Here is a 12,589-nt window from a genome sequence, read left to right as displayed (position 1 = left end):
TGAAAATCACTATTTTTTCATATGAAATTGTCATTAATTTTATTCCAGTTTTGTATTGCCAAAGTAAGGGTATAGTGCATTGGCCAGTTTGATGAATTCCGGAATCGATAATGTTTCTCCTCTTCTGACTGGATCTATTCCTGCTTGTTCAAATGCTTGCCGAATCAATTCCTTTTTTTCCTTACCTTCAGGAAGTGAGGACTGGAGATTGTTCCACAGTGTCTTACGACGATGCAAGAACGATCCTTGTGTCACAGTGAATAAGAAGTCTTCATCCACTACAGGAGCGTGTGCCACTTCTCTGCGCGTCAAACTAAGTACGGCGGATTCTACATTCGGTTGAGGAATAAACACCGTCTTAGGCACAATCATAGATACTTCTGCATCCATATAGTACTGGACAGCGATTGACAATGACCCATATGCCTTTGTACTTGGTACTGCTGTGATTCGATCTGCTACTTCTTTTTGCATCATGATGACCAGCTGACTTACGCGGGCTTTTTCCATCAGGAACTTCATGATGATTGGTGTTGTTATATAATACGGCAAGTTGGCGACAACCACGATATCCTCATAGTCTGCAAATTGTTCTTCAATCACTTGATGAATATCCGCTTTTAATACATCTTGGTGAATTACAGTAACATTCGAATAAGGAGACATCGTATCTTCGAGTACAGGTAACAGTCGACCGTCTATTTCAAATGCCACGACTTTTCCCGCTTGTCGTGCGAGATGTTCTGTTAATGCACCGATTCCCGGTCCCACTTCAATGACACCTGTGTCTTTCGTGATCGCTGCGTGAGAAACGATATTATGCAATACGTTCGAATCTACTAAGAAGTTCTGACCTAAACTTTTCTTGAAGGAAAACCCGTGTTTCTGTAAAATTTCTTTCGTTCTAACTGGCGTTGCTATATCTTTATACATCTGTTTTCATTTCCTCCTCATCAAGAACTTGTATCGCTTCATTCAACTTTACGATAGAAATCCGGAACATCTCCAGTCGTTTCTTCAATCCTTTGCCGTTTACCTGCCCAATATTTAATAACTCTGACAGATATTCTCTACGCTTTCTTGAGTCGGTGTGACCGATTAATTTAGCTTCCAGTAATATAGCCATCGGGATCTCTTCTATTGTATGCTCACTCACCGTATAAACAGAAGCCAACGCTTGCCGAATCGCTTCATCGTTCGCATGTTCAATTCCTACTCCCCGTCCATTTCTTGCTATAGTTTCTTTCTTTGGCAAAAATGCATGCTTCACATCGGGAATTTGTTCTTCGATAATTGCCCGAATACGTCGGCCTGGAAAGTCGGGATCCGTAAATACAATGACTCCACGCGTCTGCTGTGCATGGCGTATACGCTCGATCGTCTTATCTGAAATCGCTGAACCGTTCGTTTCAATCGTGTCTGCTCCTGTCGCTCGTTTGACAGCAATAGTGTCGGATTTCCCTTCCACCACAACTACTTCTTCTATATTCACACTATTCCTCTTTTCTTACGATATCATTCTTCCCATTTTACTGTGTTTTTTCAATTCTGTACAACCATACCGGTAGGAAACAGAAAAAACCGACAAGAGAGAGAGTTTTTCTCTTCTTATCGGTACATTGCTATTAGTTAATGACTTTAATTTTCACTTGACGACGACCAAATGAGTAAGCCGCTTCTTTAGTAGGCATGTGTAAATCGATACGGTTTCCTTTGATAGCTCCACCTGTATCTCCTGCGATGGCATAACCATAGCCTTCTACCCACACTTTTGATCCTAATGGAATCACTCGTGGATCCACTGCGATTAATTTCATATTCGGATTCGCACGCAAGTTAATACCTGTCGCTGTAATACCCGAACATCCATTACAATAAGCCGTATACGCACTTGCATTGGCGTAGAATTCTTTTCCACCGCTCGGTTCGCCATCATTACCACGTGATACTGCAACTTGCGCCCGTGCTGGTGTACTTGAAGATTTTGCTGTTGTATTAGCAGATGCTGCAGTTGCAACTTCTACTTTTGGTACTTTAGCTCCTACGTGCACTACTTTATGTGTAGGTTCTTCCACCATTGTCTTGCCAATCAATTCACGAGAAACTACTTTTCCATTCTTTTTCGTAATTTGGAATTTCTTTTGTAGTTTACCCTTTTTACCATTCGTGACAACTTTCTCTTTACCTTTAAGCATAGTCATATCTGTTTTTCTTTTTGTCTTGAAGTCCGCTGTTTCTTCAACTACATCTGTGATCTTTTCAACGCGTGCAATGTTAACCACTGCATTAGATGCCGTCAACTTTGCATTTGTGTCGCCTTCTACTTTATCTAAGTTTGAAAGACGGATGTTTTGATCTGTCAAAAACTTTCTGACTGTCGTTTGTGTTGACCATACAGTATGCTCTTTACCGCCGTCTTTAACAATCACGGGGAATGCTTTAGCAATCGTAATTGGTTGGTTTTTCGTAATCTTCGTCTCTAGAGCGGGTTCAACTTCGTCATGTGTAGAGACTTCAATTTTGGCTGTTTTAAGTACATCATTCACTGTAGCTTCTGTTGTCCAAAGTTCTTGAGTTTTGCCGTCTACGTCAATTACTACTTTGTTTGCTTTTTGCCATTTGATCTCTGTGTCGTTTTCAATTGGTGTGTTCACTGTTGGTTCTACTAGATCATGCTTTTGTACTTTTACATCATTTGCTGCTAGTACTTCTCCGACTGTAGCCGCTGCTGTACGTAATTCTATTTGCTTGCCATTAAGATCCATTGAGATATTCTTCTTTTTTCCGTCAATCAATACGAGTGACGTGGTGGTTACGAATAATGCGATCGCCATAAACAAAAGCGCAATACGCATAACCTTTGTATTCTTCTGAGACATGTTAAAAAATTCCCCTTTCATTACTCGGCTGAGTATAAAGCGTTTGTTTTACACTGTCAAACTTCCAAACTACTAATTATTCCTAACCTAAGAAATTCCTGATTTATTAGACAAATAATTGCCATAAATTGTTCACTTAATCTTAAACAGGCATAATGCATTCGCAGTCGTTTGCTTTGCTACTTCTTCAACCGACACTTCTTTCAATCTTGCGATTTCCTCCGCCACTAATGTGACATAGGAAGGTTCATTACGTTTCCCTCTATAAGGATGTGGTGCTAAATACGGTGCGTCCGTTTCGATCAGCAACTTGTCTAGTGGTATCTGCGTTGCTACTTCTTTTGGCATTCTAGCATTCTTAAACGTTACAGGTCCGCCTAGTGAGATGAGAAAATTCATTTCTATACACTGTTTAGCTGTTTCAACACTACCGCTGTAACAATGCATAATCCCTCCGACTTCCGCTGCATTTTCTTCTTGCAAAATACGAACTACGTCGCCTGTCGCATCGCGGTTATGAATGATGAGTGGCAAATCTACTTCTTTTGCTAGTTGTATCTGTTTACGAAACAACTCTTGCTGTATATCTTTCGGTGATTTATCCCAATAGTAATCGAGACCGGTTTCTCCAATGCCGACGACTTTCGGATGGGCCGACAACTCCTTGATCCATTGTAGATCACTTTCTGTGCAATCTACTGCATCAACAGGATGCCAACCAATAACACCATAGATGAATGGGTATTGTTCTACTAATTCCATGGCCTTGTTGATAGTCTTTGTATCAAAGCCAACTACGACCATTTTTTCTACGTTTGCATCAATTGCACGTTGAATGACTTCTTCCACGTCTTCTTCGTATTGATCTGCATTCAAATGAACATGTGTATCAATAAACATAGTATCTCTCCTAACACTGTTTTCTATTCTATTGTCTTTGATTGTGTCTTTCATCTCATTTGTATTACAGTTGTGTAACAAACAATTTGTTTATTCTGACTATTCCTTTCAAAACGCTTTACTACTAGACGTGCAAAAGCAGTAGATGTTATATAGAAGAATTTCGACTTTTATAAGTTTGTTGTAACATTTGCGACATAAAATCAAGCAAAGTGGGTATAACGCTTTCTAAGTTAAGTTGCATTTTTTCCGGACCAAGAAAGTACGATTCAATAGATAAACACTTCTTCCATACCTACAACTAGACACATCACGTACGTCTACCAACAGAACGAGTATCCTTGTAAAATAACTAGACTGAGGGATCATCCGACAACTGTCTATTCCTTGCCAAGTCTGCAAACCAATACATGACAGGCACCAATCACTCATGCGTACAACATAACTTCGCATTCTACTCTCCTATGACCTAATTGATACCTAAACGCAAAAAAATGCCACCAGAAGTCGGTGATTCCGACCTCTAATGACAGCCCTACTTCGTGATCAATTATTTTATTTGTGCGCCATTCTCCAATGCCGGATCAACTGTCGCAAGTTTTAGCACGCCATCTTTTTCGCCTGCCAAAATCATGCCTTGCGATAATTCTCCACGTAGTTTAACCGGCTTCAAATTCGCAACGACGATGACTTTCATGCCTACTACATCCTCAGCATTGTAATATTGTGCAATGCCAGATACTACTTGACGCTGCTCATAGCCTAAGTCTACTTGTAACTTTAACAACTTGTCGGCTTTTGGTATTTTTTCACACGCTGTGACAGTCGCTACACGCATGTCTACGTTCATGAATGCTTCAAACGTGATTTCATTTGTTTCTTCTTCTTGTTTCTCTTCTATTTCAGCAGGTGCCGTGATGGCCATTTGCTGACGAATGTACTCAACTTCTACTTCTGTCTCCAGACGCGGGAAGATAGGAACACCTTTCTTGATGACAGTTGTGCCTGCTTTAATTGTATAGTCTTTATCTAAAGTATCCCATCCTAACGAATCTTCGGACAGACCTAGTTGTTCAATCATTTGTTTCGGAGCGTTGGTCATGAATGGCTGTAAGAGAACCGCTGTATGATGAAGGGATAGCACTAAGTGATACATAACTGAAGCCAGTTTCATGCGGTCTTCTTCCGACTTCGCCAAAATCCACGGAGACGTTTCATCAATATATTTATTTGTACGGGAAATTAATGCCCATACATCGGAAAGTACGACGCTAAATTGCATCTTTTCCATAGAAATCTCATATTTCTTTACTGTATGCTGAATCATTTCGCGTAATGATGCATCAAATTCAGTTGGTACAAGACCTTCAGTCAGAACTTCACCGTCGAAGTATTTATTGATCATGGAGATGGTTCTGTTCAATAAGTTTCCTAAGTCATTCGCTAAGTCATAGTTAATACGCTCGACAAATGCTTCTGGTGAAAATACACCGTCTTGACCAAATGGTAATTCACGAAGCAAGAAGTAACGTGTAGCATCAAGGCCATAGCGTTCAACAAGCATTTCTGGATACACTACATTGCCTTTAGATTTCGACATCTTGCCATCTTTCATCATGATGAAACCATGTGCGAATACTTTCTTCGGTAATGGCAAATCAAGTGCCATCAGGAAGATTGGCCAATAAATCGTATGGAAACGAACGATATCCTTACCTACCACATGAACATCCGCTGGCCAGTACTTATTGAATAAAGTCTCGTCATCAGACATATATCCAAGTGCTGTAATGTAGTTCGTCAATGCATCGACCCAGACGTAAATAACATGTTTTGGATCTCCAGGCACTTTAATTCCCCATTCAAATGACATACGAGAAACAGATAAATCTTCAAGGCCTGGTTTGATGAAGTTATTGATCATTTCATTTTTGCGTGATTCCGGCTCAATGAATGTAGGATTCTCTTCATAATACGCAAGCAGACGATCTGCATACTTTTTCATATTAAAGAAGTATGACTCTTCTTCTACTCGGTGAACTGGACGATTACAGTCTGGACAGTTTCCATCTACCAGTTGCGATTCGGTGAAATATGATTCGCATGGAACGCATTTCCATCCTTCATACTTTCCTTTATAAATATCTCCATTATCAAGAAACTTCTTAAATATTTTTTCAACGATTGTCTTGTGACGATCTTCCGTCGTACGGATCAAATCATCATAAGAAATATCCATCAGTTTCCACAAATCTTTCGCAATATCTGCAATGCCATCGACATATTTAATTGGTGACAGACCTTCTTCTTCTGCCTTTTCTTGAATTTTCTGGCCATGCTCGTCCATTCCAGTTAGAAATCTGACATCGTAGCCACGTAAACGCTTATATCGCGCCATTGCATCTGATGCAATTGTCGTGTATGCCGTCCCTATATGAAACTTCCCACTTGGATAATAAATAGGTGTTGTAATATAAAATGTTTTTGATTGATTCTCCACGTGTAATTCCTCCAAATAGTTAATGTATATTTTCATTTTATAGGATGTTGCACGAAAGTGCCATGTTCTCCTCCGAACCTTATATTTTTATAACTTCTTTCAGCTTGCTCATTGGCTACGATCCCCATACCTTCAACATCTCTCATTTTTTACCTGTCAAATAATTAATAAATATTAATAGCGTTTATTTGAGTTATGATGATTGACGATTATTGGAAGAGTTGGTATGATATTTAACAGGCAAGAGAATCCTGTCGAATTTTGACGAATGTTAAATCTGGAGTGTAGGAGGAATTTTTTCCATGAAGTCTACTGGAATTGTGAGAAAAGTTGATGAGCTAGGTCGTGTTGTGATCCCGATTGAACTTCGTCGTACGCTCGGTATTGAGCAAAAAGATGCGTTAGAAATATACGTGGATGACGACAAAATCATCTTAAAAAAGTACATGCCTAATATGACATGTTCTATTACAGGAGAAGTATCGGATGATAATCTTCGTTTGATCGATGGTAAATTAATTTTGAGTCCTGAAGGTGCAAAGCAATTGATGGATGAAATTCAAAATAAAATCAATTGATTTGTAAAAATCCTGAACGTGTAGACGGTCAGGATTTTTTTCTCATTCTACGTGATATGCCTGATAAACATCTCGTTTACTCAACTCACGAACATCTGCCACTTCTTTAATCGCATCTTTCGAACGAATTTCCTTTTCTTCTATTATATGTTCGACATGTTCCTTAATGGATAGGTCTGTCCACCAAGCAATCGGGACTTCGTGTTGCATGTTTTGATTACCTTCCACAATCAAACAGAACTCCCCTCTGATTTCATTGGATTCTATCCACTCTATTGCTTCTGCAATCGTTCCTCTTAAGAACTCTTCAAATCGCTTCGTTAATTCACGGGCCATCACAATTTTTCGTTCGTCTCCAAATTGTTCTGCTAAACCGCGCAATGTCTGTTTTAAGCGATGTGGAGCCTCATAAAATATTAATGTTTCCTCATAGTGCTGTAACTTCTCAAGCTGTGTTTTTAATTCCTTTTTTTGACGCGATAGAAATCCAAAAAACAAAAACGGTTGCGCTGTAATACCTGAAGCTACTAATGCTGTAATAGCTGCGTTCGGTCCCGGTACGGGTACGACAGCGCATCCCTGTTCAATCGCTAATTCCACAAGATCCGCGCCGGGATCTGAAATACATGGCATTCCTGCATCACTGACAATCGCAATGTTATTCCCTTCTTGAAGGAGTTCTATTATTTTTTCTCCCGCTACACGTGTATTATGTTCGTGATAACTGATCATTTGTGTAGTAATCTCAAAATGATTACATAATTTAATCGTATTCCGCGTATCCTCCGCCGCAATATAATCTGCTTCCTGTAAGATCCGGACTGCACGGAATGTCATATCTTCGAGGTTGCCGATTGGTGTGCCCACGATGAACAACTTCCCGAACTCTGTTGCTTCAGCACTCTTTTGTGACGTAATCATGTGGACCGCTCCTTTTTTATATATTGTTCTTTTTGTTTTCGGGTTAACTGCTTAAACTGATACTCCGCTTGCATCGCTTGCCGTTGTGTTTCAAATACTTCTTGATAAATATACTTTACAGGTAGACGCCCTCTCGTATACTTTGCACCTTTTCCTTCATTATGTACACGTAAGCGGCGTTCTAAATCATTCGTATATCCCGCGTAATAGGATCCGTCATTGCATACTAATACATAGAAGAAGTGATCAATTTTCTCCATACAATAGCTGCCTTACTTCATCCGTATATTCTCCATTTTCACGGTAGACATATAAAGGAGGTAGAATTTTAAGATCAGGTTTTCCATCCTTAATTGCTTCGATTAATAGTGTATTGGCTTCTTTCCCGTCTTTCGGATAGACGAAACGAATACGCTTTGGTTCTAAACGATACTGCCTCATGGATGTGATGATGTCAAGAAGTCTACCGGGACGGTGAACAAATGCTGCTTTCCCGCCTTGTTTCAATAATTCACTTGCAGATTTAACTGCTTGATCTAGTGTTAGCTCCACTTCATGCCTAGCAATCGTATAATACTCACTTTTGTTTCTAGCACTTTCTTCATTTGCCGGGAAATAAGGAGGATTGCATGTAACCGTATCATATAACTCATAACCAATTTTTTTTGCAATATTTATGACGTTCCCATTCTCAATCGTGATCTGTTGTTCTAGACCGTTAAGCACTACACTTCTATGCGCCATGTCCGCTAGGCGTTCTTGCAATTCAATACCTATGATTTTGCCTTTCGTCCGGGCACTCATGAACAAAGGGATTACGCCGTTACCTGTGCACAAATCTACAATCTTTCCTCCTCGGATCGGCATATAGGCAAAACGTGCCAACAGCACTGCATCTAGTGAAAAGGAAAAAACAGAAGGACTTTGAATGATGCGCAAGTCCTCTGCCAATAAATAGTCCAGTCGTTCATCATTTTCTAAGTTCACAATCTACACTCCTTCAATCAAAAGAAAAAGCCAATACCTAAAAATAGGAATTGACCTCTCAACCGTTCTGTTTATTTAAGAATGACAGGCAGAATAGACAATCTTCACCTTTACGGCTGCTGCCGTAGTGCACATTGCACACATGAAAACCTTCATTGTACAAACGAGCTAGATTGTCTACGCCTTCGCCCACGTCAAGCTTCTTTGGACGTTCATCACGCGCGGCCTCTTCTATTTCTTGTGTAATCTTATCGATTTCATCAAGTCGCGTTCGCAGATGATGGTTTTCCAGACGAAGCGAGTGGTTTTCTTCAGTCATCTTTGCAACAAATCCGATGAGTTCTCGGAATTGTTTTTGCATAGAATCCAACTGTTGTTCAAAATCCATTACCCTGTCAAGAAAGTTCACTTCTTTCAACTGTTCCACCTCATCATTTAGTCAATTGAGCTGTTTCTTTCTGTAAATCCTCAATCTCACTCCACGCATATTCCACTACTCGTTCAAAAGCCGGCATATTCACTTGAAGTACACGCTCCAATAAGTTCAGTCCGACTACTTTTCCTACTCCATCTTGTGTAACTACTTGTTTGCCAAGATCGGGCATTAGCGCTTTTGCTTCTTCGTATTCATCATTTTCATACTTCAAACAACACATCAAACGACCACATAGACCCGAAATTTTTGATGGGTTCAATGAAAGGTTTTGATCTTTCGCCATCTTGATAGATACCGGCTCAAAATCACCTAAAAATGTTGAACAGCAAAGCATTCTACCACATGGACCGATACCGCCTAGCATTTTCGCCTCGTCACGTACACCGATTTGGCGCAATTCGATTCTCGTCCGGAAAATCGCTGCGAGATCCTTTACTAGGTTGCGGAAGTCCACTCGACCTTCAGCGGTAAAGTAAAAAACAATTTTATTACGATCAAATGTATATTCTACATCTACTAAACGCATGTCTAATTGATGTTCTGTAATTTTTTCAACGCAGACATCAAATGCCTCATTTGCCTCTTGTTCATTTTCTTTGACTCGTTCACGATCACCCTCATCTGCAAGACGAATGATCTTTTTCAGTGGCAAGACGACATCCTCATCATCTATTTCATTACTTCGACTGGCTACTTTACCGTACTCTACACCTCGTGCTGTTTCCACAATGACATAGTCGCCAATTTCAATCGGCATATCCAATGGGTCAAAATAATATAACTTTCCCGCTTTTTTAAAGCGGACGCCTACGACTTTATACAAACGATAACCCCTCCTGCATAGTAAGCACCAATTGTTCTAGTAAAAGCGTACGATTCATATTTTGATGCAATCGTTTTTTCGCCTGCAAGACGGCATCTATTTTAACAGTTAAACTGTTATACGTATTTTTGACAGAATGTCCTGTGAAGACTTCTACTTGATCAGGATAGGATATAGTCGATTGCAAACCTGCTTTCACCGCCACAATATCACGGTACGCGAAGAGAAGCAAATCCAGTCCTTGTTCACAATCACTTTTTTCCTTCATGACAGGCATCCAATCTGTCTGAATGAACAGCAACGCCTCACCTGGGGATCTCTGTTCAATTGCCTCTACTAATTTTAACACTAATTTCCGTCTCTGTACAAAGGAATCTTCTTGGGCCATTCTATAAGCCGCTTCGACATTTGCTGTCAACATCGTTACAGTAGATGCCATAGAAGCTGTAACTCCTTTTTCCACGAGACTTTCAATACTATTTTGGCGATTCATCGGCTGCAGTGAAATTCTCTGGCAACGTGATTGAATTGTCGACAAAATGGATGGATAGGAATCCGTGAGTAAGATAGCTGTGACATTTCCTTCAGGTTCTTCAAGGAACTTCAGCAATGTATTAGCTGCTGAGGCATTCATTCTCTCCGCATGGTCAATCACATATACTTTTCGCCCTTCTTCATATCCTTTTTTCGTCATTTTTATAATTAATTCAGACACTTGATCCTTTTTGATGTCTTGTCCATCAGGTTTGATCCAGACTACGTTCGGGTGATTACCCGATTCTATACGTTTACACGAGTGACATGTTTCACATGGAACATTTTCTTTTGGATTCATGCATAATAGCAGTTTCGTGAAATATTGTGCAACTGCCTCTTTGCCTGCACCATTCGTACCTTCAAATAAATAGGCATGCCCAATACGCTGTCTTTTGTGAATCATAGTTAATTTGTCGATAACTTGCTTTTGAGACTGCAATGCATGGTCGTGCAACATCTGTGACATGCAAGCTCCTCCTTAGTTAGTAAAGATGTTGCAAAAAACCCCGTGCTACATGTGAGTGCGGCACGGGATCACGTATATAAATTGATCAGAAGACCTTTGATTTCACCAATTTTGGCAAGTAAATCAATGGATGATTCTTCTTCATCCAACAGTGCTTCCGTCAACGCGATGAGTTTTTCATCTATTGTTTGGACCAGATTCAACCGGCGACCTTCACCGAACTGGTTCCATGTATGCGATTGTGTTAACTCAATACCTGAGTCTACTGCCTCTTTCAAAAAACGTTTGATCAGCATCTTGTATTTCGCCATATCACGTAAATTTCGAGACCTTGCGAGACGATCTCCAGCGCTTGAGATATCCCCAAACAACCGTGCGATCTGTTCTCCTTGCAGACGTGATCCTTGTTTTTCTACCATTTGTCCAAACTTGGGATTACCCTGTGCATGCCGAAGAGGATCAGGCGATAATTTATCCATCCCTGTACGGTATTCACCATTGACTTTCATCAGCATTCACCTCTAAATCAAAAATGGTGGAACTGCTCAATTGGCAAGACAAATACAGTAGCTCCGCCTACTTCTACTTCAATTGGATACGGAATATATGAGTCCGCATTACCACCCATCGGTGAAACCGGCGCAACCATTTGATCCCGAGAACGGCAATTATCACGAATTAAATCTAGTGCTTTGGAGACTAACTCATCTTCCACACCCATTAGAAACGTTGTGTTACCTGCGCGAAGGAATCCACCAGTACTGGCTAATTTTGTATTCCGAAAATCACTTTTAGTCAATGCGGAAGATAATCGGTTACTATCTTGGTCCTGTACGACTGCTACAATCAGTTTCAATGTACTCTCCCCTTTTCCGATTTCTCATAAAACGTATTTCTTTTTTATTATATCATGAATTCTTATGTAAGTTGACTTCCGTACTTACAATTTGCCAAACATTTTCAATTACTTGTGCTGGTAATTGTTGTGCATCAACTACCTGTATTCGCCCTTCATCCCGTAACATCACTTCTTGATAGCCTTTGTACACTTGCTCATGAAATTCCATTGTTTCCAAATCCAAACGATTCTGTTCACGCTCTTTATCTCTCCATATCCGGGCTAGTCCAACTTCGGGCGGCACATCGAAGAAAATGGTGCAATCCGGCATATATTCTTCAATCGCGAATAAGTTGATTGCCAATACTTCGTCGATGCCTAATTTACGTGCGAACCCTTGATATGCCAATGAACTATCAATAAAACGGTCACATAGAACAATTTTATTCTGTTGTAATGCAGGGATGACTTTTTCTACTAAATGTTGTCTACGTGCAGCTGCATATAACAACGCTTCCGTCTTCCCATCCATTGTACTGTGATTAGAATCCAAGATGACTTCACGAATTTTTTCTGCAATAGGAATTCCACCCGGTTCTCGTGTCATGATTACATCTTGTCCTTGTGCCAATAGACGTTCCGCAATTGCTTGCAATACAGTCGTCTTGCCGGCCCCTTCCGGCCCTTCAAAACTAATGAATAATCCCGCCATCTTCCTATCTCC

15 protein-coding genes are annotated in these 12,589 nt (G+C 40.3%); 1 reads left to right on the top strand and 14 read right to left on the bottom strand.

Annotated features, from left to right (window positions below):
* Positions 1-39: 39 nt before the first annotated feature.
* The 5 genes from rsmA to metG form a co-directional block, all read right to left on the bottom strand.
* Complete coding sequence (rsmA, locus tag CSV63_RS14815) at positions 40-933, bottom strand: 16S rRNA (adenine(1518)-N(6)/adenine(1519)-N(6))-dimethyltransferase RsmA (RefSeq protein ID WP_099696506.1); 894 nt, start codon at positions 931-933, stop codon at positions 40-42.
* The gene (gene rnmV / locus CSV63_RS14810) at positions 926-1,492 is read right to left on the bottom strand and encodes a ribonuclease M5 (RefSeq protein ID WP_099696505.1); all 567 of its coding nucleotides are present in this window, start codon (positions 1,490-1,492) and stop codon (positions 926-928) included. Before rnmV ends, rsmA begins: the two co-directional genes overlap by 8 nt.
* Before the next feature lie 133 nt (positions 1,493-1,625).
* Positions 1,626-2,879 carry a G5 and 3D domain-containing protein gene (locus CSV63_RS16980; RefSeq protein ID WP_304442423.1) on the bottom strand — a complete coding sequence of 418 codons (1,254 nt, stop codon included), beginning with the start codon at positions 2,877-2,879 and terminating at the stop codon, positions 1,626-1,628.
* 132 nt (positions 2,880-3,011) lie between these two features.
* Positions 3,012-3,779: a TatD family hydrolase gene (locus CSV63_RS14800; protein WP_099696503.1), complete on the bottom strand. Its 768-nt coding sequence runs from the start codon at positions 3,777-3,779 to the stop codon at positions 3,012-3,014.
* 550 nt (positions 3,780-4,329) lie between these two features.
* Positions 4,330-6,315, bottom strand: a complete 1,986-nt coding sequence (gene metG, locus CSV63_RS14795; RefSeq protein WP_099696502.1) for a methionine--tRNA ligase — start codon at positions 6,313-6,315, stop codon at positions 4,330-4,332.
* A 266-nt stretch (positions 6,316-6,581) separates the two neighbouring features.
* Between metG and CSV63_RS14790 the strand changes: the two genes are divergently transcribed.
* On the top strand, positions 6,582-6,857 hold the full coding sequence (locus CSV63_RS14790; RefSeq protein WP_029054857.1) for a transition state genes transcriptional regulator AbrB: 276 nt from the start codon (positions 6,582-6,584) through the stop codon (positions 6,855-6,857).
* 42 nt (positions 6,858-6,899) lie between these two features.
* On the opposite strand, the gene rsmI is transcribed toward CSV63_RS14790, so the two are convergent.
* The 9 genes from rsmI to tmk form a co-directional block, all read right to left on the bottom strand.
* Positions 6,900-7,775 carry a 16S rRNA (cytidine(1402)-2'-O)-methyltransferase gene (gene rsmI, locus CSV63_RS14785; RefSeq protein ID WP_099696538.1) on the bottom strand — a complete coding sequence of 292 codons (876 nt, stop codon included), beginning with the start codon at positions 7,773-7,775 and terminating at the stop codon, positions 6,900-6,902.
* A complete protein-coding gene (locus CSV63_RS14780; protein ID WP_099696501.1) occupies positions 7,775-8,038 on the bottom strand; it encodes a GIY-YIG nuclease family protein in 264 nt (87 codons plus the stop codon). The genes rsmI and CSV63_RS14780 overlap by 1 nt, the downstream gene beginning before the upstream one ends.
* A complete protein-coding gene (locus tag CSV63_RS14775) occupies positions 8,025-8,768 on the bottom strand; it encodes a tRNA1(Val) (adenine(37)-N6)-methyltransferase (RefSeq protein ID WP_099696500.1) in 744 nt (247 codons plus the stop codon). Before CSV63_RS14775 ends, CSV63_RS14780 begins: the two co-directional genes overlap by 14 nt.
* A 55-nt stretch (positions 8,769-8,823) precedes the next feature.
* A complete protein-coding gene (gene yabA / locus CSV63_RS14770; protein ID WP_099632507.1) occupies positions 8,824-9,183 on the bottom strand; it encodes a DNA replication initiation control protein YabA in 360 nt (119 codons plus the stop codon).
* A gap of 13 nt (positions 9,184-9,196) precedes the next feature.
* Positions 9,197-10,024 carry a PSP1 domain-containing protein gene (locus CSV63_RS14765; protein WP_099696499.1) on the bottom strand — a complete coding sequence of 276 codons (828 nt, stop codon included), beginning with the start codon at positions 10,022-10,024 and terminating at the stop codon, positions 9,197-9,199.
* Positions 10,017-11,027, bottom strand: coding sequence for a DNA polymerase III subunit delta' (holB, locus tag CSV63_RS14760; protein ID WP_099696498.1), 1,011 nt, complete (start codon positions 11,025-11,027; stop codon positions 10,017-10,019). Before holB ends, CSV63_RS14765 begins: the two co-directional genes overlap by 8 nt.
* Before the next feature lie 68 nt (positions 11,028-11,095).
* The gene (locus tag CSV63_RS14755) at positions 11,096-11,536 is read right to left on the bottom strand and encodes a YaaR family protein (protein ID WP_099632504.1); all 441 of its coding nucleotides are present in this window, start codon (positions 11,534-11,536) and stop codon (positions 11,096-11,098) included.
* Positions 11,537-11,553: 17 nt separating this feature from the next.
* Complete coding sequence (locus CSV63_RS14750; protein ID WP_009499399.1) at positions 11,554-11,883, bottom strand: cyclic-di-AMP receptor; 330 nt, start codon at positions 11,881-11,883, stop codon at positions 11,554-11,556.
* Positions 11,884-11,935: 52 nt separating this feature from the next.
* Positions 11,936-12,577: a dTMP kinase gene (tmk, locus tag CSV63_RS14745; protein WP_099696497.1), complete on the bottom strand. Its 642-nt coding sequence runs from the start codon at positions 12,575-12,577 to the stop codon at positions 11,936-11,938.
* Positions 12,578-12,589 lie beyond the last annotated feature (12 nt).

Origin of the sequence: Sporosarcina sp. P34 (assembly GCF_002743375.1) — a bacterium.
Lineage (GTDB): Bacteria > Bacillota > Bacilli > Bacillales_A > Planococcaceae > Sporosarcina.
This window is presented reverse-complemented; position numbering and strand designations above follow the sequence as displayed.

Excerpts from the sequence above, each read along its gene's own strand:
- rsmA (WP_099696506.1), bottom strand. The coding sequence starts at position 933 with ATGTATAAAGATATAGCAACGCCAGTTAGAACGAAAGAAATTTTACAG.
- CSV63_RS16980 (WP_304442423.1), bottom strand. The coding sequence starts at position 2,879 with ATGTCTCAGAAGAATACAAAGGTTATGCGTATTGCGCTTTTGTTTATG.
- CSV63_RS14800 (WP_099696503.1), bottom strand. The coding sequence starts at position 3,779 with ATGTTTATTGATACACATGTTCATTTGAATGCAGATCAATACGAAGAA.
- metG (WP_099696502.1), bottom strand. The coding sequence starts at position 6,315 with ATGAAAATATACATTAACTATTTGGAGGAATTACACGTGGAGAATCAA.
- CSV63_RS14790 (WP_029054857.1), top strand. The coding sequence starts at position 6,582 with ATGAAGTCTACTGGAATTGTGAGAAAAGTTGATGAGCTAGGTCGTGTT.
- CSV63_RS14780 (WP_099696501.1), bottom strand. The coding sequence starts at position 8,038 with ATGGAGAAAATTGATCACTTCTTCTATGTATTAGTATGCAATGACGGA.
- holB (WP_099696498.1), bottom strand. The coding sequence starts at position 11,027 with ATGTCACAGATGTTGCACGACCATGCATTGCAGTCTCAAAAGCAAGTT.
- CSV63_RS14755 (WP_099632504.1), bottom strand. The coding sequence starts at position 11,536 with ATGAAAGTCAATGGTGAATACCGTACAGGGATGGATAAATTATCGCCT.
- tmk (WP_099696497.1), bottom strand. The coding sequence starts at position 12,577 with ATGGCGGGATTATTCATTAGTTTTGAAGGGCCGGAAGGGGCCGGCAAG.